The organism is Capsulimonas corticalis, from assembly GCF_003574315.2.
In the GTDB taxonomy this organism is placed as follows: domain Bacteria; phylum Armatimonadota; class Armatimonadia; order Armatimonadales; family Capsulimonadaceae; genus Capsulimonas; species Capsulimonas corticalis.
In genome coordinates this window covers 5,549,809-5,568,410 of sequence record NZ_AP025739.1, presented here as the reverse complement: position 1 = coordinate 5,568,410, position 18,602 = coordinate 5,549,809, and the positions used below count along the sequence as shown (strand labels likewise).

21 protein-coding genes and 1 other RNA gene are annotated in these 18,602 nt (G+C 61.2%); 18 read left to right on the top strand and 4 right to left on the bottom strand.

Translation table 11 applies throughout. From position 1 onward, the window contains the following. The first annotated feature begins 31 nt into the window (after positions 1–31). The 3 genes from hpf (at position 32) to D5261_RS23845 (ending at position 2,513) form a co-directional block, all read left to right on the top strand. Positions 32–601, top strand: coding sequence for a ribosome hibernation-promoting factor, HPF/YfiA family (hpf, locus tag D5261_RS23855; protein WP_165863929.1), 570 nt, complete (start codon positions 32–34; stop codon positions 599–601). Positions 602–640: 39 nt separating this feature from the next. Next, on the top strand, positions 641–1,681 hold the full coding sequence (locus D5261_RS23850; protein ID WP_119319620.1) for a 6-phosphofructokinase: 1,041 nt from the start codon (positions 641–643) through the stop codon (positions 1,679–1,681). A 76-nt stretch (positions 1,682–1,757) separates the two neighbouring features. After that, complete coding sequence (locus D5261_RS23845; RefSeq protein WP_119319621.1) at positions 1,758–2,513, top strand: SDR family NAD(P)-dependent oxidoreductase; 756 nt, start codon at positions 1,758–1,760, stop codon at positions 2,511–2,513. Positions 2,514–2,986: 473 nt separating this feature from the next. Here the strand turns inward: D5261_RS23845 and D5261_RS23840 are convergent, their stop codons facing one another. Next, positions 2,987–3,898 carry an amidohydrolase family protein gene (locus D5261_RS23840; RefSeq protein WP_165863930.1) on the bottom strand — a complete coding sequence of 304 codons (912 nt, stop codon included), beginning with the start codon at positions 3,896–3,898 and terminating at the stop codon, positions 2,987–2,989. A 42-nt stretch (positions 3,899–3,940) separates the two neighbouring features. Here D5261_RS23840 and D5261_RS23835 point away from each other — a divergent pair, with 42 nt between their 5' ends. Then, complete coding sequence (locus D5261_RS23835) at positions 3,941–5,254, top strand: thymidine phosphorylase (RefSeq protein WP_119319623.1); 1,314 nt, start codon at positions 3,941–3,943, stop codon at positions 5,252–5,254. A gap of 18 nt (positions 5,255–5,272) precedes the next feature. Here D5261_RS23835 and D5261_RS23830 read toward each other — a convergent pair whose 3' ends face one another. Then, complete coding sequence (locus D5261_RS23830) at positions 5,273–5,791, bottom strand: SprT-like domain-containing protein (RefSeq protein ID WP_165863931.1); 519 nt, start codon at positions 5,789–5,791, stop codon at positions 5,273–5,275. 137 nt (positions 5,792–5,928) lie between these two features. Between D5261_RS23830 and D5261_RS23825 the strand changes: the two genes are divergently transcribed. The 11 genes from D5261_RS23825 (at position 5,929) to D5261_RS23775 (ending at position 14,266) form a co-directional block, all read left to right on the top strand. After that, entirely contained in the window at positions 5,929–6,588 is a 660-nt protein-coding gene (locus tag D5261_RS23825) for a BON domain-containing protein (RefSeq protein ID WP_119319625.1), read from the top strand. A 144-nt stretch (positions 6,589–6,732) separates the two neighbouring features. Further along, the gene (locus D5261_RS23820) at positions 6,733–7,344 is read left to right on the top strand and encodes an adenylate kinase family protein (protein ID WP_119319626.1); all 612 of its coding nucleotides are present in this window, start codon (positions 6,733–6,735) and stop codon (positions 7,342–7,344) included. Between the two features lie 48 nt (positions 7,345–7,392). After that, positions 7,393–7,791, top strand: a transfer-messenger RNA (tmRNA) gene (ssrA, locus tag D5261_RS23815). A gap of 151 nt (positions 7,792–7,942) precedes the next feature. Next, a complete protein-coding gene (locus D5261_RS23810) occupies positions 7,943–9,730 on the top strand; it encodes an N-acetylmuramoyl-L-alanine amidase (RefSeq protein WP_119319627.1) in 1,788 nt (595 codons plus the stop codon). A 15-nt stretch (positions 9,731–9,745) separates the two neighbouring features. Continuing rightward, the gene (locus D5261_RS23805; RefSeq protein WP_119319628.1) at positions 9,746–10,348 is read left to right on the top strand and encodes a GerMN domain-containing protein; all 603 of its coding nucleotides are present in this window, start codon (positions 9,746–9,748) and stop codon (positions 10,346–10,348) included. After that, a complete protein-coding gene (gene murI / locus D5261_RS23800; protein WP_165863933.1) occupies positions 10,345–11,184 on the top strand; it encodes a glutamate racemase in 840 nt (279 codons plus the stop codon). Before D5261_RS23805 ends, murI begins: the two co-directional genes overlap by 4 nt. A gap of 83 nt (positions 11,185–11,267) precedes the next feature. Beyond that, on the top strand, positions 11,268–11,987 hold the full coding sequence (gene rph / locus D5261_RS23795) for a ribonuclease PH (RefSeq protein WP_119319630.1): 720 nt from the start codon (positions 11,268–11,270) through the stop codon (positions 11,985–11,987). Then, positions 11,988–12,596 carry an RdgB/HAM1 family non-canonical purine NTP pyrophosphatase gene (gene rdgB / locus D5261_RS23790; RefSeq protein WP_119319631.1) on the top strand — a complete coding sequence of 203 codons (609 nt, stop codon included), beginning with the start codon at positions 11,988–11,990 and terminating at the stop codon, positions 12,594–12,596. 168 nt (positions 12,597–12,764) lie between these two features. Next, positions 12,765–13,181, top strand: a complete 417-nt coding sequence (locus D5261_RS23785) for a hypothetical protein (RefSeq protein WP_125205792.1) — start codon at positions 12,765–12,767, stop codon at positions 13,179–13,181. A 7-nt stretch (positions 13,182–13,188) separates the two neighbouring features. Beyond that, on the top strand, positions 13,189–13,809 hold the full coding sequence (locus D5261_RS23780; protein WP_119319633.1) for a YtxH domain-containing protein: 621 nt from the start codon (positions 13,189–13,191) through the stop codon (positions 13,807–13,809). Between the two features lie 85 nt (positions 13,810–13,894). After that, entirely contained in the window at positions 13,895–14,266 is a 372-nt protein-coding gene (locus D5261_RS23775; protein ID WP_218025493.1) for a KGG domain-containing protein, read from the top strand. A 100-nt stretch (positions 14,267–14,366) separates the two neighbouring features. On the opposite strand, the gene D5261_RS23770 is transcribed toward D5261_RS23775, so the two are convergent. Then, positions 14,367–14,759, bottom strand: a complete 393-nt coding sequence (locus D5261_RS23770; RefSeq protein WP_119319635.1) for a RidA family protein — start codon at positions 14,757–14,759, stop codon at positions 14,367–14,369. A 162-nt stretch (positions 14,760–14,921) separates the two neighbouring features. Here D5261_RS23770 and D5261_RS23765 point away from each other — a divergent pair, with 162 nt between their 5' ends. The 3 genes from D5261_RS23765 to hflX are packed head-to-tail and all read left to right on the top strand — an operon-like array spanning position 14,922 to position 17,797. After that, positions 14,922–15,899 (top strand): GHMP family kinase ATP-binding protein, encoded by a 978-nt coding sequence (locus tag D5261_RS23765; RefSeq protein WP_119319636.1) that lies wholly within the window; start codon positions 14,922–14,924, stop codon positions 15,897–15,899. A 19-nt stretch (positions 15,900–15,918) separates the two neighbouring features. Further along, entirely contained in the window at positions 15,919–16,488 is a 570-nt protein-coding gene (locus D5261_RS23760; protein WP_119319637.1) for a D-sedoheptulose-7-phosphate isomerase, read from the top strand. A gap of 16 nt (positions 16,489–16,504) precedes the next feature. Then, the gene (hflX, locus tag D5261_RS23755) at positions 16,505–17,797 is read left to right on the top strand and encodes a GTPase HflX (RefSeq protein ID WP_119319638.1); all 1,293 of its coding nucleotides are present in this window, start codon (positions 16,505–16,507) and stop codon (positions 17,795–17,797) included. Positions 17,798–18,016: 219 nt separating this feature from the next. Here the strand turns inward: hflX and D5261_RS23750 are convergent, their stop codons facing one another. After that, entirely contained in the window at positions 18,017–18,517 is a 501-nt protein-coding gene (locus D5261_RS23750) for a YciE/YciF ferroxidase family protein (protein WP_119319639.1), read from the bottom strand. Positions 18,518–18,602 lie beyond the last annotated feature (85 nt).

The window sequence follows — 18,602 nt, the reverse complement described above, 5'->3', positions numbered from 1 at the left end:
CGCTCCGCACAACAAGGAAGGAATGAGTAAAATGGCCATTCAAGTTCATGTCAAGGGGAAGCATCTTAAGGTTACGGACGGGCTGCGCGAGCATGCCGAACAGCGGCTGCAGCGGCTTGAGAAATACTTCGGCAACATCCGCGAAGCGCGCGTCATCGAGAGTATCGAAGGCGGCGAGCATCGCGTCGAAGTAACCCTTGAGGGCGATGGACTGCTGCTGCGCGGCGAAGAGCGCACCGAAGACATGTACGCGTCGCTGGACCGATGCGTGGACAAGCTGGAACAGCGCGTCAAGAAGTTCAAGGCCAAACATACTCACCTGCGAAATCATCAGGAAAGCCTGCGCAACACCCCCGCCTCGAACGGCGTCGGCATTGACGGCATCCTGCCGGCTGAGACCGAGGACGAGCCGGACAATACGCCGCGAATCGTGCGCACCAAGGCTGTCACCATGAAGCCGATGGGCATCGACGACGCTGTCCAGATGCTGGAGCTGGTCGGCCACGATTGGTATGTTTATCTCGATTCCGACACCCATATGACGCAGGTCGTTTACCGGCGTCGTGACGGCAATTACGGGCTTGTCACACCAAAAATCTAGCAAGTATCATTCAGTTCGCGAAGGAGATTAGTAGAGGTTATGAAGATCGGAATGCTCACCGGTGGTGGGGACTGCCCGGGTTTGAACCCGGCGATACGCGGCGCGGTGCTCCGCCTGCTGGACTACGGCGACGAAGTGATCGGCTTCACCCAGGGCTGGAAAGGCCTTGTGGAAGGCAATACCGAGCCGCTCACCCTTGAGCGAGTCGAGGGCATCATCGATCAGGGCGGCACCATCCTGCGCTCGTCGCGCACGAACCCGTTCGCTCCGGGCAAGGAAGCGCAGCTAGAGGCGGTCCTGGCGAACATCAAGAAGTTCGAACTGGACGCTCTGGTGGCGCTCGGCGGCGAGGACACCCTCGGCGTCGCCTCCAAGCTCTACACGCTGCACAACGTCCCCACGGTCGGCGTGCCGAAGACGATGGACAATGACCTCGACAAGACCGACTACACGTTCGGCTTCGACTCCGCCGCCTCGGTGGCGCTGGACTCGATTGACCGTCTGCGCGACACCGCCAAATCGCACGACCGCGTCATCGTGGTCGAAGTGATGGGACGGCATGCGGGCTGGATGGCGCTCTGGTCCGGCGTCGCCGGCGCGGCCGACTGGGTTCTGCTTCCGGAAGTCGCCGTCGATATCGAAGCGATGTGCGAGCAGTTGAAGAAGAACTACGCGCGCGGCAAGACCTGGGGAATCGTCGTCGTCAGCGAAGGCGTTGAGATCCCGGGCGCGCAAAAGGGTGATAACGTCGAGCTGGACGCCTTCGGCCACCACCAGCTGGGCGATGTCGGCATTGGACCGGCCATCGCGAAAGAGATCGAGAAGCGCACCGGATTCCCGACGCGCGACGTCGTTCTCGGCCACACGGTCCGCGGCGGCTCGCCGACGCTGTTCGACCGCATCCTCGGCACCCGGGTCGGCATCCACGCCGCCGAGCTCGTCCACAAGGGCGACTTCGGCAAGATGGTTGCGCTCCAGGGTACGGAGATCCTGGCGGTTCCGATCCAGGAAGCCGTCAAGCAGTGGAAGCTGGTTCCGCAGGACCTCTACGACACCTTCGTCACCACGTTCAACAAGTAACGTCACACCGATCAGCGCTCCGGCCATCCGCCGGGGCGCTGATTTTTTGTCACGATCGTTCTCGGAGGATCACGCCATGTTACCGATCGACCTGTCCGGCAAAAACGCCCTCATCACCGGCGGCACGCGCGGGATCGGCCGCGCCATCTCGCAGACTCTGGCTTCGGCGGGCGCGTCTACGCTCGCGCTTTATCGTTCCGATCGGGCCGCCGCCGACGAGTCGCTCTCCGTGCGGCAATGGGCTGGACCGGATGCAGCGCACGCGAATATTGTCTGCGATATTTCAAAAGAATCCGAGATCGCCGCTTTATCCGGACCAATCCGCGATATAATGAACAATCGTGTGGACTTGCTCATCCTGAGTGCGGGAATCGGGTCGCGCGGCGCATGGAACGAAACATCCGTGGACGATTGGAAGCATCTGATCGACACCAATCTCACGAGCGCCGTTCTGCTCACTCGCCTGGTCACGCCGCTCATGCCTAGCGGCGGATCAATTGTCTCTATTGCCAGCGGAGCGGGACATGAAGGTCTGCGCGGAACCGCGCTCTACGGCGCATCGAAAGCCGGCCTGATCCTTTTCACGCAGTCGCTCGCGCAGGAAGTCGGTCCGCAGGGAATTCGCGCCAACGTCGTTTCGCCCGGCTTCACGGAGACCGCATTCTCCGGCAAAACGCCGAGCGAAGAGACCAAGCAGCGCGTCGCGGCCAGCACCGCCCTGCGCCGAACCGGCAAACCGGACGACGTCGCCGGCGTCGTGCTTTTCTTATGCAGCGATCTGTCAGGGTTCGTGACCGCGCAGGCGATTCGGGTGAATGGGGGGATTGTATGAGGATGGGATGGCCCTCGCCCAGCCCTTCGCGCCGCCCTCTCCCAATTCTAGGAGAGGGTTAGGATGCCCCCCGGCCCCCACAGCTCACAAGGGTAGGTTTTTTGCGTACCGGGCAATAAATTACCCGGCTGGGGGCGCTTCGCATTAAGGACTCGGCAATAAATTACGAGGTTCGCTCTGACCCCGCATTGAAATACGGGGCTGGAGGTTGCTTCGCAACCAGTGCCCAAAGGGCGCCCACCGTACCGAACGGAAGAATTAAGAAACGCCTGCGAATACTCTCTTCCGTCCGGGACGGACGGTCGGCGCGAAGCGCCCCCAGCCCCGTATTTCAATGCGGGGTCAGAGCGAACCTCGTAATTTATTGCCGAGGCGGAAAAAACCTCCCCCTGTGAGGGCTCCTACAGGGGGAGTCTTACTCTGGCTCCCCTTCTCCCAAAACTGGGAGAAGGGGCTGGGGATGAGGGCCATTCCTACAGCCGCAGCAGCCGCATGGCGTTGTCGCAGCTCACGATCGCGAATTCGGCGTCGGTGAGGGCGGTGCGGGCGTTTTTGATGGCGCGGGCCTGGGAGAAGAGCGGGAAGTCGGAGCCAAGCAGGAGGCGTTCCGGGCCGAGTTTGTCGCACAGGCGGCGGATCAGTCGGGGCGGCTGCCAGCTGGTCTCCAGATAAAGGTTCGGGTGGTTGAGGGCGGCGCGCAGAGCGGCGCGGGGCGCGTCCCAGCCGGAATGGCCGCAGACAAACGTGATGTTTGGGAATTTGTCCAGCAGTTTCGGGAGCGCCTTTTCCCAGGGCGTGTCCGAGGGACGGTAAATTGGGAAGTTGCCCGTGTGCAGGTAAACCGGCAGCGAACGGCGCGGCGACGCGTCAAGCTGCGCCATCATGGCGAACAGCTTCGGAGAATCGATCGGCAGTTCTTGAAGGTCGCTGTGGAACTTGATCCCCGCGATTGGCTGTTCGAGAAGATGGGCGAACCGGTCCAGGTAGTCCGGCCGGCTGTTGTCCACCGAGCCGAAGGGGATGAGCAGACCGTGCACGAGCGCGCAGGCTTGTAGGATCTCTTCGGTGGGGACGAACGGATCCATCGCCACCACGATCGATTTGGAGACGCCGTTGCCGGCCATTTCGCCCAGGAGCGACGAGGCGTCCGTACTGATCATCCGCCGGCTCATCTCCGTGTAGATGATCGGTCCCATATTTCGGTAGGTTTTGAGCGCGCCGGCGGTGCGCCACCGTTCCGCCATCGAATCCACGGCGTCCTGCGTCCAGGACGCCACCATCTTCGCGGCCGGGGTCAAAGGCCCGATGGACCGGTAATATGGCCCGTCAGGATCGGGGAGTTTGCTGCCGGGAGTCGTAATATGGCAGTGGAAGTCGATTATCACAAGAGCTACTATACCCCATCAATTCATCAGGAATACTAAAGAATGCGTATCGTCGATCTCATTGAGAAAAAGCGGAACGGCGGGGAACACACCGCCGAAGAGATCCAGTTCCTCGTCGGCAACTATGTTCGCGGCGGCGTTCCCGATTATCAGATCAGCGCTTGGCTGATGGCTGTGGTCTGGCGCGGCCTGACCGATCCCGAAACATTCGCTCTCACGCGGGCGATGGTCGCGTCGGGGGACTCGCTGGATCTCTCCGGTCTTGCCGGCCCGACGCTGGATAAGCACAGCACGGGCGGGGTGGGCGACAAGACCACGCTGGCCGTCGTCCCCATCCTCGCCGCCGGCGGAGTCCAGATGGCGAAGATGTCCGGTCGCGGCCTGGGACGCACGGGCGGAACGCTGGATAAGCTGGAGTCCATTCCCGGCATGCGCACCAATCTCACCATTCCCGAGATCATGCGCCAGGTCGCGGGCGTCGGCGCGTGCATCTGCGGACAGACCGACACCCTCGTCCCCGCCGATCGGCTTCTCTATGCGCTGCGCGACGCCACCGCCACGGTGGAATCTCTCCCCCTGGTTGCGTCCAGCATCATGAGTAAAAAGCTTGCCGGCGGCGCCGCGAATATTCTGCTGGACGTTAAGGTCGGCAGCGGCGCGTTCATGAAGACCGCCAAGGACGCGCGGGCGCTCGCGGAGCTCATGGTGCGCATCGGCGAATCCGAAGGCCGCCGCGTCGTGGCGATCATCACCGATATGAACGTTCCGCTCGGCTTCAATGTCGGAAACAGCGTGGAAGTCAAAGAAATCGTCGCGCTTTTGAAGGGCAATCCCTGGATTGAGCCCCACCTGAACTTCCTGGTCCGCACGCTTTCGGGGCTGGGCTTCATGCTCGCGGGCCGCTGCAAAACCCAGGCGGAGGGCGAGGCGCTGGCGCAGGAGCTGATTGCTTCCGGAGCGGCGTTCGACAAACTCTGCCGCCTTGTCGCGGCGCAGGGCGGCGACACCGAATATCTACTGCGCACGGTCAAACAGCAAGTGGCGCGCTTCAAATACGACGTCCGCGCCGCGAAGTCCGGCTACATTCACGGCATTGACGCCAGCGCCATCGGCATGGCGGCCATGGTGCTGGGCGCGGGACGCAAAGAAAAAATGGACGAGATCGATCCCACGGCGGGCGTGCTCATTCGCCATCCCGTGGGAAAACAGATCGAATCCGACAACGTCATCGCCACCCTGCACTCCAACAGCGAAATCTCCCTGCGCGAAGCCACCCCTATCGTCCAGGCGGCTTTCACGATTGAAGACACGCCCCCCGCACCCACCTCACTGGTTTATGAGACGATCGGGCTTTAGGCAAGGTAGGATGGCCACTTATCGCTGATCGTCGCTCAGCAGTTTGAGGGCGAACTTCGGGTTGTAATTCTTGTCGCAAACTCCGCACGACGCCTGGCGGATTCGGCGGTTGCGGTGGACGCGGCGGCCGCAGACGGGGCAGCCGTAGACGTAGCGGTGGGGCGTGCGCGGCGGAGTGAGCGGGGAGGCGGCGTACCGTTTGGTGACGCCGAGCTGGCTCGCAAGCTCCCAGAACGCTTTCGAATGGTTGGGGTGCTTGATATGCGCCACCTCGTGCCGAAACGTGTTGAGCGCTTCCTCCCAGCCATGCTCACGATATGCCTGCCAGCTCAGCACGATCCGGTGGCGCTGTGGCTGGTAGTAGCCGCCGTACGCCTTCCGGCGAGAGATGATGACTGTCGGACGGATCAGCTCTCCCGCGAAGTGTTCGGCGTTCAGACGGTCGAACTCGGCGTGCATGGCTTCGAGCAGCTGCGCCTCCGTCAGCGCTGACAGCGGCGGGACAGCGGGTTCGTGGGATGTATCAGGACTTTTCATAACCATAATCGAATTCGATTATACCTCCTCTCGGGCGCCGTCCGAGTCTCGGGAATCATGTTTCTGGTGGGAGTAGCGCGGGTACATACGGATATCGTTCGCCGCAATTTACTGACGTCAACGATGAAGGAGTATCCATGATGTCTACCATGCCCGTGATGCGCCGCCTGTGCGCCGTCGCGTTTTCCGCCGCCATTTTCGCCGTCGCCGGATGCAGTCACGATGACGCGTCTCAGAACCAGCCGCCGACGGTCGTCACCAACACGACCACCGCGCCCGCCGTACCGGCCGGGACCACCACGACCGTCACCACGCCCGGCGGAACCACGACCGTGGCCGGCGTTCCGCAAACGAACAACACCAACGCGGGTCCCGGCGGCGCGACCGGCGAGGACTCGGCTGCGGGCGACGCAGTGCTCAAGTCGATCCACACCAACGTTCAGATGACCGGATCGCGTGTTTTGGCGACCGTCGACTCGGCCGGCACGGCGCGTTTGACCGGAACCGCGCAGAACCAGCAGCAGAAGGCGCTGGCCGAGCGCCTGGCGACCAACACCTCCGGTGTGACCAGTGTCGTCAACAAGATCGAAATCGTCGCGACCGGGGGCGTAAAGAGCCCGCCGCCTCCGACCAAAGTTGTCGAGAAGACGAAGATTGTCGTCGTCCACGACAAGGCGCCTGCGGCCGACACCTCGGCGAATCCGCCCGCGCCGCCGGCGGACAGCACGGCGCCCGCCGCGCCTTCCGACAGCTCCAGTCCGACAACCGCGCCCGCTCCCACAAGCTCGGGCAATTAGCGAGTTTACGCCTTCGGCTCGAAGAGAAATCCGTTTTCGAGCCGGAGGCGCGCCGTCGAAGCGGTAACATCGCCGCGTTGACGGACGATCCCACGCATGCTACAATACGCCAGCAAAGAATTTTGTTGGAGAATGGATGCGGCGATGAGATTCAAAACTTTGCTCCTTTTCGGAGCGCCCGGCAGCGGTAAAGGCACCCAGGGCAGTATTTTAGGAAGCATCCCGGGATACGTTCATGTGGCGTGCGGCGATGTCTTTCGGAACCTGCGCGTCGGCTCGCCCCTCGGAAAAGTCTTCCTGGAGTACAGCAGCCGGGGCGCTCTCGTACCCGACGATTTCACGGTGCAGCTATGGCGCTCGCACATCGACGGTCTGGTGAGCCTGCAAAAGCTCGACCCCACCGCCGATACGCTGATCCTGGACGGCATTCCCCGAAACGTCGCGCAGGCGCGCCTGATGGACGACTACATTGATGTAGAGCGTCTTTACTACCTCAACTGCGAAGACCGGCAAAAGGTCATGACGCGGCTGAAGCGCCGCGCCCTGCACGAAAACCGGCTGGACGACGCTTCGGACAAGGTGATCGAACACCGCCTGTATGTCTACGAAGCGGAAACCGCGCCGGTGCTCAACTACTATCCTGCGGAAAAGATCCGGCGAATCGACACTGGGCGGACTCCCGTGGAAGTGCTGGCGACCATTCTGGACGACGTGCGGACGCTGGCGCCCGTGTCGCAGGATGAAGAATTGATGTAAGCAGGGAACAAAATCCCTCAAAAATCAGTTATAATAGTATCCACACATGGGGGCGATAGGTTTCGACTGAGAGATTGAGTGCTTAGGTCGCAAGTCGAGGCGCCGCTGGCCTCGTAAAAAGCGGCAAAAAAACAAACGCGAACACTAAGTTCACCACAGCCCGTACTTCGTACGCGCTGGCTGCCTAACTAACCCTTAGGTAGTATTGCGCCGCCTACGGGCGGTCCGTTTCCTCTTCTCAAGCCCGCCGGGAAGACCGAGGCGTAAATAAACGGGATCACGCTTAAGTATCGCTTTCTGGCTTAAGCGGACATCAAAGGAAAGATCGCGCGGCTGGCAGCCCGCCAATAGGCGGCCGAAGCGCTAAAATTAAATTGTTGGCTATGCTTGTAGACGCCTAGGTTTTCGCTGCTTAGGACGAGGGTTCAACTCCCTCCGCCTCCACCATGTTGCACAGCGCTTCCAAGACACTGTTTTGGAAGCGCTGTTTCCATATCGACGCCATACCCCGTACGTTTGTTGACCCCTGGACGATAAGTATGTTACAATTGAGAATCATTCTCCCTCACGCCCGTCACGTCTGGAGTACCCAACGGTCATGAACACGAGTCTATTCCTTCCGGCCGCACGCCGGCTTTATATTTTTTCCGCCGCAATTATTTCCGCCATTCTGCTTCCCGCCTCCGTTACTCCCGCCCAGGCCGCCGACGATGTTCAGCTCGTGATTGGCGGTCAGCCTGTCGCCTTTGTCGTCCAGCCCTATCAAGAAAGCGATGGCTCGGTCTACGCGCCCGTCGATTTCGTGCGCCGAATGGGCGGCAACTATACGCCTTCGTCCGACGGGCGCAGCGTGGACGTCACGGGAAGCAACGGATCCAAGATCACCGTGCCGTTCCAGATGGTCAAGGAGCGTTACTGCGTCCCGGTCAAGCAAGTCGCCGATGCGCTGGGCGCGTCCGTCGGCTGGAACGACCGCGCGCACACCATGACACTGCGCGCGCGCATCGAAGTCGTCAAGCAGGACAGAGACGGGCTGTCGATCTTTACGTCCTATCCGATCTATTACTCGGTGAAGCGTCTGGAAAAGCCGCAGCGCATCTATGTCGATCTGCTCGGCGCGGATCTCGCCTCAGCCCCCGCCACCGTTCCCGCCACCAATCCCGGCGTGTCGTATATCCGCAGCGGCTCGATTTCCTACAACACCGTGCGAATCGTCGTCGATCTGAAGAAGAATATCGCCTTTAAGATCGCCAGCGGTCCCGTGACCTCGCACGTTCAAGTCGCCATGAGCGGCGACGGCGAGACGCATGTCGCCACGCGCCCGCAGCCGATCTTGCCGGTTCCCGTACCGGTCGCCCCCCGCCCATTGCCCGTCACACCCCTTCCCGAACCGCCGCAGGATACGCCCCCGGCCGCCTCGGGATTGCAGATCACCGATGTCGCCTGCAATGTCGTCAGCGATACGCTGACCCAGATCGTGATCAAGACGACGGGGCAGGGGGATTACCGCACCGAGACCCTGGCGGGGCCCAATCGCCTGGCGTTCGATTTAGCCGACGCCAGCCTCGCGGATGGGCTCAAGCGTCTCATCAGCACGGATCACTCCATTATTAAGTCGATTCGAAGCGGCGTTATGAAGGCGGACGGTAAGAAGTTCGGCCGCGTCGTGCTTGATATGACGAAGCTTGTCGCGTTCAATGTCACGACGCAGCCTTCGGACGACGGCGTGGAGTATGTCATCAACGTGCAGACCCCGGCGCAGGCGACTCCGCCGGCGCCCACCGTGGCGCAGGTTCCGGACAGCACGCTGCTGGCCGGCAAGATCATCATGGTGGATCCGGGCCATGGCGGCGGCGACTCCGGAGCCGTCGGCATTGGCGGCGCGCGGGAAAAAGACTTGACGCTGACCATCGGCAAACAGCTGCGCGACCTGCTCGCCAGCAACGGCGCCACCGTCTATATGACGCGCGAGGACGACACCAAACCCTCCGTGGCGGCGCGGCCGCAGATGGCGATCGCAGCGCACGCCGATTACTTCATCAGCATCCACTGCGACGACAGCGGCGCGCGCAACTCGCACTCCGGGACCACGGTCTACTATCACGCGCAAAACGCGGTCTGCCGCCGTTTTGCGATCGATGTCGTCAATCGGATCGCGGCGGTATCGGGGATTCCGCCGAACGGGGTAAAATCAGACACGATTCGCTTCCAGACGGGCTTTGGCGTGCTGCGCGGCAGCACCATGCCCGCGATTCTGGTGGAATGCGGGTATATGAATAGCGAGAGCGACCTTTCCAAGCTCCGCACTCCGGCCGTTCAGCAGCATGTCGCCGAAGGCGTCGTCGCCGGACTGCTTGATTTTATCGCCGATACCGGAAACCGGTAGTCACGGACATCACTGATGAGTAAGAAGTCGACACGAGCCGTTCTGACGGCTCTTCTGCCGCTCGCCGTATTTCTGGGCGCGTGCAACCATAGCGGCCCGCCGCAAAACACAACGCCGGTCACGAACAACCCCGCTCCGCCGACCACCGCCGCGCCGCAGGGGCCGGTGGCTCCCGTGCGTGAGGGATATATTTACCTTCCGTCCGCCGACGGAAGCGGAGACGGCAGCGAACTCGTGGCGCACAAAGTCACCTTCGACAAGCCGGACGATCCCGCGCGCGAATCCCTGAACGCCCTCGTCGCCGCGAAGGATACGCCGCTGCCCGCCGGCTCCGAGCTGCGCGGCGTGAAGATCGAAGATGGGCTGGCGACCGTGAACTTCTCCGCCGAGCTCAAATCGAACTTCCACGGCAGCGATACGCAGGAAGCGCAGGCGGTGAACTCCATTTTGAAGACCCTGGGCCAGTTCCCCACGATCTCCAAAGTGCAGATCCTCGTCGACGGCTCGCCCGTCGATTCCCTGGGCGGCCACTTCGAAATTTCCGATCCCCTGGACGTGATCCGCACCACCGCCGACGCCAAGCAGGCGCGCGTGTACCACAAGGCGCAGCCGAATTGACGTTAGACCTCACTCCCAGTTCTCCCATCGGCGTCTTTGATTCCGGCCTCGGCGGCCTCAGCGTCCTGCGCGAGATCGAGCGGCAGCTTCCCGGCGAGCGGATCCACTATGTCGCCGACACGGCAAATGTCCCGTATGGCGACAAGCCGATCGAGGTTGTGCGCTCGCTCGCTCTCAAGCTCACCGATTATCTGATCGAAAGCGGCGCCAAGATCGTGATCATGGCCTCCGGCACGTCCACCGCCGCCGGCCTGGACGCCGCGAAACAGAAGCATCCGGCGGCGGACATCATCGGCACGATCGACTCCGGAGCGCGGACCGCCGTGAACGCCTCGGCGGGCGACATCGGCGTGATCGCGACGAACGCGACGGCGCAAAGCCTCGCCTTTTCCCACGCCGTCCACGCGATCGATCCCAAGCGCCGGGTGGCGGAGCAGGGATGTCCGCGCTTTGTGCCGCTGGTCGAGACCGGCCGCACCGAATGCGCCGACGCCGTGGACGCGTCCCTGGAGTATCTGCGCCCGCTCGCCGCCGCCAGCGTCCGCGTCATCATCCTCGGCTGCACCCATTTTCCATTTCTGGATACGGCGCTTCGCCAGGCTGTTCACGATTTGAACGTGCGAGATTTCCAGCCCTTGTTCGTCGACCCGGCGGCCGAAACCGTCCGCGATGTCAAGGCGCTGCTGGCGCGCAAAAATCTGCTCAATCCTGCGATTTCCTCGCAATCCTCGGTCCGATTTGACGCCACCGGCGACCCGGAAGAGTTTCGGCGCCAGGCATCCATGCTCCTCAGGCGCGACGCCGGCCCCGCAAATCTCCTTCGCCTGGGCGATTGACGCCATCGAACGCGTTCGCTATAATAATGCGACGAAGCTTTTCCGTTAGAATAACCCATTCTCAAGTTAGGAGATCCGGCGCCATGCCACGAGAAGACGGCCGCCCGCTGGACGCCACGCGTCCCACCACACTCACACGCAGCTACGCGCGATACGCTGAAGGATCGTGCTTGATCGAGGTCGGCGAGACCAAGGTGCTTTGCACCGCGAGCGTCGAAGACAAAGTCCCCCCGTTCCTGAAGGGCAAGGGCCAGGGCTGGCTGACCGCCGAATACGCCATGCTGCCCCGCGCCACCCACACCCGCTCCTCCCGCGACGGCGCCAAGCCGAACGGGCGCGGCATTGAGATTCAGCGGCTGATCGGCCGCTCGCTGCGCTCGGTCGTAGACCTGAGCGCGCTGGGCGAGCGCACGATCAGCATCGACTGCGATGTGCTTCAGGCCGACGGCGGCACGCGCACCGCCGCGATCTCCGGCGCCTTCGTGGCGCTGGTGGAGGCGTTCGCCTGGATGAAGGATCAGAAGATGATTCGCACCTTCCCGTTCGACGAATGGGTCGCCGCCGTTTCCGTCGGCGTGGTGAAGGGCGAAGAGCGCCTCGATCTTGCTTACGAAGAAGACTCGCAGGCGGCGGTCGATATGAATGTCGTCATGACGGATACCGGCAAGTATATCGAAGTGCAGGGGACGGCGGAGGGCGCGCCGTTCGATCGGCAGCGCATGAACCGTTTGCTGGATCTGGCGGCTATCGGATCGCGCAGCATCATCGCCAAGCAGCGCGAAGTTCTGGCGGACCTCCTATAAATGCCGACACTGGTTATCGCCACCAATAACGGCGGCAAGCGCGATGATATGCGCCTGCTGCTCGCCGAAGTCCCGGAACTCCGGGACTTCGACCTTCTCACCATGCGTGAGGCCGGTTACTCCGATTGGGATCCCGAAGAGACCGGAACAAATTTTATCGAAAATGCGCTGATCAAAGCGCGCAGTGCGGCGTCCGTGACCGGCCTCCCGGCGCTGGCGGACGATTCCGGGCTCTGCGTGGATGCGCTGGACGGCGGGCCGGGACTGAAATCCGCGCGCTGGCTGGGCGCCGGAGTCAGCGACGCCGATAAGAACTCCGCGATCCTGGAGCGGCTGGCCGGGCTGACGCGGGAATCCCGAGGCGCGTACTTCATCTGCGCGCTCGCCTTCGCCCTGCCGAGCGGCGCCACGGAGGTTCGCGAGGGATTTTGCCACGGCCATATCGCCTCCCAGCCCCTCGGTGACAACGGCTTTGGCTACGATCCCATCTTCATCCCCAACGGCGGCGGCCTCACGCTGGCGCAGATGAATCTCGCGAAAAAAAACGAGATTAGTCACCGCCGGGCTGCTTGGCGCGACTTGGCGCCAATTATGCTTACACACATATAAATACTCTTCAGATAATGGGAGTGAAAAGTTCCAAATTTTTCGTATACAGAGTAGTATGGCTGTTTGGAAAGGCCATTTTTCCGGGTATACCGTAGCAGCCATACGCGACGTTTGTCGCGTAGTGAGATTAACAGCGGCTTTCACGGCCCGGGAGACCCCGAAATGCACTTGACGGCTGAAATATTTATGGCGTTTTTCGTCGCCTTTTTCGCCTTCATCGTGATCGGCTTGCTGGCGGGATTGGTGATTGGCCTTCGCGCGCTCAACAGCAAACTCGACACGCTGACAAAGATGGCCGAGCCGGCGATCAATAAAGTGAGCGATACACTCGACACCGTCCAGCGAGTGACGATGAATGTAGGCGAAAAGACAGATGCGATCTTAAGCCGGGGCGAAACACTGACGGGGAATGTCTCCGGCCACGTCGAACGCACGGCCTCCGTGGTGCAAAACACGGTGACCACGCCTTTGATCAATTTGAGCAGCACTCTTGCCGGTGTCAGCAAAGCTTTTGCCGTCTACGGCAATGCGTTCAGCAGCAAACATAACGGACGAAACAAATCGTCGGATCACGTGAAGGAGTAAAGTAGACATGGCAAAAGAAGATGGAAATGGAAGCGGCGGCGGATTTTTGGCGGGTCTGGTGATCGGCGGCGCAATCGGCGCGGCGCTGGCCTTGCTTTACGCTCCCCAGCGCGGTGATGACACACGCGAATTTCTGAAGACGAAGTCGGACGAATACACGGACCTTGCCAAGACCAAGGCGGCCGATCTGTCCGAAACCGCGAAGGCAAAGGCGTCAGACCTCACGGAGACGGCGAAAGCCAAGGCTGATGAGATTTCTGACAAAGCCGCCGCCGCCGCCGATTCGCTCAAGGCGAAGTCGGCTGAAGTGACGGACACCGTCAAGGCGAAGGCGGAGCAGGTGACTGAGACCGTCAAAACGACGGCCGCCGATCTGACCCACAAGGCGTCCGACGCGGTTGGCGCCGCCAAGGACAAAGCCACCGAGGCCGTGCAGTCGGCCAAGGACTCCGCGCAGAGTTTAGTCGCCAAGGGCAAAGACGCAATCAACGATCAAAAAGAGATCATTGAGGAATCGATCGACGCCGGCAAACAGGCGGCCACCGAGAAAAAACAAGAATTGACGGAGGCAGGGGACGCCGCGGCCGCGCAGGCGGAAGGCTCCTCCGTTGATACCGTCGCCAGCTGACTTCTGAGCAGTGACGTGGCGGCAAACATGCGGCGCCCGTGATTCGGGCGCCGCAGATACTGACCGAGTAGAGAGGAACATGATTATGGCGAAGCCAGGACCCGTCGCCGGCTCCGAAGGAGCGCGGAAAATTGCTGAGGCGCATCGCGGATCGCACGACCATGACAAGGAAGGCGGCTTCGCCGCTAACCCTGATCTCGCGCGCGAAGCGGGCCGCAAGGGCGGAGAAACCGTAAAGAACCGTTATGGGCCTTCGTTCTACCAGAATATCGGCAAAAAGGGTGGGGAGACTGTGAAGCGCGAGCGCGGAACGGCCTTCTACGCGGAAATCGGCCGCAAGGGCGGCGAGATGCGTGGGCAGCGCGCCGCCGAGCAGCGTGACGCCAGTGTCGATGTGAACGCGGCGCCCGTCGTACCGCGCAAGCGTGGACGTCCCGCCAAGAACCCGGCGAAATAAACTAAAGAACCGGCGATACGCAATTGCTGGACCTCAAATAAGCCTGAGCGGGCTCAGGCTTATTTGAGTGTCAGTAAGCAGGCTACCTTTAAATTAAGGCTTAAGATGTCGCGCCGGCGACGGCGATCGCTTCGATCTCGATCGACGAATCGAGCGGCAGCCGCGAGATCTGAATCGTGGAGCGCGCCGGTTTGACGCCGGTGAAGTACGTCCCGTAGATCTTGTTCATTTCCCCAAACTGCTCCAGGTCGGTCAGGAACACCGTGGTCTTCACGATGTTGTCCAGCGACAGCCCTTCCTGCTTCAGCAAGGACGCCAGGTTACGCAGACACTGGCGCACTTGATCTTCAAAGTCGCCTTCCACCAAACGGCTTGTGGCCGGATCGACCGGAATTTGACCGGAAACGTAGACGGTGTCGCCGACGCGCACCGCTGGTGTGTAAGGCGCGCCCTGCAGCGGACCGGCCTCCGTGAAAATCCCTTGCTTCTCCATGTGTTTCTCCCAGATCGATTGTTAAGCGCTTTCGGCGCATTTCTGCTCACGATTATGCCCGACGCTTGGTGAATTGTCAAACCGATTTGGCTTGGCGCGCAAAGATGTTAATGCGCACTGAGGCGGCATGTGTTATAATAAGGGCTTAGGATTGGGCCACTTATGATTATCACTCAGACGCCGCTCCGAATTTCGTTCGCCGGGGGCGGAACGGATTTTGCCGGCTACTACCAAAACGACGGCGGCGCCGTCATTTCCACAGCCATCGACAAGTACATCTACGTCGTCATCAAGGAACGCTTCGACAACAAGATCCGCGTGGGGTATACCCGCACGGAAATGGTCAGCGACATTGATGAGATCGAGCACGAACTCGTGCGCGAATGCCTGCGCATGACGGGCATCAAGCACGGCGTGGAGATCGCCACGATGGCGGATATTCCCTCGGAAGGCAGTGGATTAGGATCGTCCAGCACCGTCACCGTAGGACTGCTGCTGGCCATGTACGCGTATCAAGGCGAATTGGTAACGGCGGCTTCTTTAGCGGAACAGGCGTGTAAAATCGAAATAGAGGTGTTGGGCAAGCCGATCGGCAAGCAGGACCAGTACATTGCGGCGCTGGGCAACCTGCGGCGGATCGAGTTTCACAAGGACGAAACCGTCAGCAGCCGGGTCATCCCGCTGTCGGAGGACCAGCGACGGCGGTTCGGCGAGTCGATGATGCTGTTCTACACGGGAATCACGCGCAAGGCGGACGAGATCCTGTCGGAGCAGAAGGCGAATATCGTCGACCGAGACGCCGTTCTTGGATTGCTCAAAGCGCAAGTCGATGAGATCGAGATCTGCCTGCTTGAGAACAACACCAACAAAGTCGGCCGCTTGCTGCATACGGGCTGGGATCTGAAAAAGCAGATGGCCGGCAAGATCAGCAACCGCAGCATCGATGAGCTTTATGAGATGGCCCTGGACGCGGGGGCGACCGGAGGCAAGATCGCCGGCGCCGGCGGCGGCGGCTTCCTGCTGCTGCACACTCCCCCGGATCGCCAGCAGACCGTCCGGCAGGCCCTTTCTGGGCTCAAAGAGCTTCCGTTCAGCCTGGAGCGCGACGGAGCGAAGGTCATTTTGAACGCGCGGCGTTAGATCGGTTCGACAGGCAGATATGGGTTATGTAAAAGAGTACTTCACGCAGCTTCAGCAGCTTCTCGGCGATGTGTCCGAAGAGGATGTCGACAATCAGGTCGAACTGCTGTATCAAAACTATCTCGCCGGCCGGCGCGTCTGCTTTTGCGGAAACGGCGGCAGCGCGGCGACCGCGAGCCATTTGCCCGCGGACTTACAAAAGAATATCCATTTGATCGGCGGACGCCCGTGGGAGTGTCTTTCGCTCGTGGATTCATCGCCCCTGCTGACAGCATGGGCGAACGACACGGAATACGCCATGGTCTTCGCGGGACAGGCGCAGTGCTGGATGCGACCCGACGATATTTTGGTGGCGATCAGCGGCAGCGGCAATTCGCCGAACATCCTGGCGGCTGTCCAGGCGGCGCATGACGCGGGCGCGATCACGATTGGCTGGAGCGGATACGGCGGCGGAAAGCTGGCGCGCATGGCGCAGCACAACGTGGTCGTACACTCCAATAATATGCAGCTGGTGGAAGACGTCCATATGTCGCTTGGACATGTGATCTTCTCGGCGCTCCGAGAGCGTCTCCACCTGACGCTCAAGTAAGGAAAGACAAAAATCTATGGCGGCCTCTTACGAAACACACAAGGAAGAGCGCGCGCTGATCGTCTCGCTGTCTCTGGCGGGCGGTGAAGATGACAGCGCCATGCGCCTGAACGAACTGCGGGAGCTGGCGATGACTGCGGGCGCCGTGGTCGTCTCCGAGTTCGCGCAGAGCCGACGTTCGCCCGATATGACGACGTATATCGGCTCGGGCAAAGCGGGGGAGCTGAAGACGGAGGCCAAGGCGGTCGAAGCCGATATCATCATCTTCGACGACGAGCTGACGCCCACCCAGCAGCGTAACCTGACGGAGCTTCTGGAAAAGCGCGTTCTGGACCGCACCCAGCTCATTCTGGACATCTTCGCGCAGCGGGCGCGCACCAAGGAAGGCAAGCTGCAAGTCGAGCTCGCGCAGCTTCTTTATCTGCTGCCGCGCTTATCCTCCCTTTACACCAAGTTCGAACGCCAGCAGGGCGGCATCGGCGGACGCGGTCCGGGTGAAACCAAGCTGGAAAGCGACCGCCGCCGTGTTAAGGAGCGGATCTCGCTGCTTGGCAAGGAAATTGAGGAGATCAAGGAGCAGCGCTCCCAGCAGCGCAGCATGCGGCATAAGCTGCCGTTCCCAACGTGCGCTCTGGTCGGCTACACCTCCGCCGGCAAAAGCACGCTGCTGAACCTGCTGACCGGCGCGGAAGTCCTCGCGGACAAAAAGCTGTTCTCCACCCTGGACCCGACCACTCGGCGCGTCGTGCTGCCGAACGGCGGCTGGTCCGTGCTGATGACGGATACGGTCGGTTTCATCCGAAACTTGCCGCACAACCTCATCGCCGCATTTCGGGCGACCTTGGAAGAAGTGATCCAGGCCGACTTCTTGATCCATGTCGTGGATTCGGGCCATCCGGAGCGCGATCGCCAGGTGCGCGCTGTGGAGGAAGTTCTGCGTGAGCTGGAGGCGGATCAAAAGCCGACGATCATCGCGTTCAACAAAGCCGACACGGTCAGCGACCAGTACGAACTGCGAGAACTCGTCACCCAGTATCCGAACGCGTGCTATCTCTCCGCGATCCACCGGGACGGCATTCCGTTCCTGATGGACAAGATCGAAGCGACTCTTCGATCGCTGCTCGCTTCGGTCACGCTGGAGATCCCCTACGACCGCAGCGACATCGTCGCGCTATGCTACGAGAACGGCAAGGTCCATTCGGTGGATTATGGGCTGGAAAAGATCGTGGTGAAAGCCGACATCGCGAAGGATTTGGCGGGACGGCTCGCGCCGTATACGCCGGGGTATATCGATCCGGAGCTGTATTAACGTAGACGTCGCCGGCTTCACCCCGTGCAAACCCACCCCGGCCCTTCGGTCGCCCTTTGGCAAACCCACCCCCGGCCTTCGGCCGACCCTCCCGCGGGCGGGAAGGGTAATGAAAAACAAGAGCCCCATCGCCTACACGGTAAGCGATGGGGCTTTCTCTTCAACCCTTCCCGGCGACGGGAGATGGGAAGGGTAGGTTTGCAAGGGGCGTTTTGTGAACTAAGCCGCGCCGGCAAGCGCCTTGACGTTGATCGTTTTCTCGGCCAGCGCCGTCAGGTCGAGATCCGTCTGCTGCTCTTCGTCCAGCGTCAATTGCAGCAGCGCGGCGGCGTCGGTGTAGCCAAGCTGCTTGGCGAAGGTGCGGACCGAGCCGTAACCGGCCATCTCATAATGCTCCACGCGCTGCGCGGAGGTAATGAGGCCGGCGTCCTTGACTTCCGGCGTCGCCTTCTCCTTGATCATCTCCGCTCCTTCGGCGACAAGGCCCTTCATCGCCTTGCACACCTTGCCCGTGGGCTTCTCGCCGAGCTTCTCAAAGATCTGCTCCAGGCGCTCGACATGGCCCTGGGTCTGCTTCAGATGCGTCTCGAACGCTTTCTTCAGCTTCGGCGATGTGGCGGTTTCCGCCATCTTCGGCAGAGCCTCCAAAATCTGATGTTCGGCGTTATAAAGGTCTTTAAGCTCGTCGATATAAAGATCGTTCAGTTCCTTGAGTTCCATGTTTCGCGTCTCCTTGCGTGTTGCGTTGTCGCTTCCGGTCTGTTCTTCCCGGCAACAATGCTGCATAAACCGTGCAGGCTTAAGG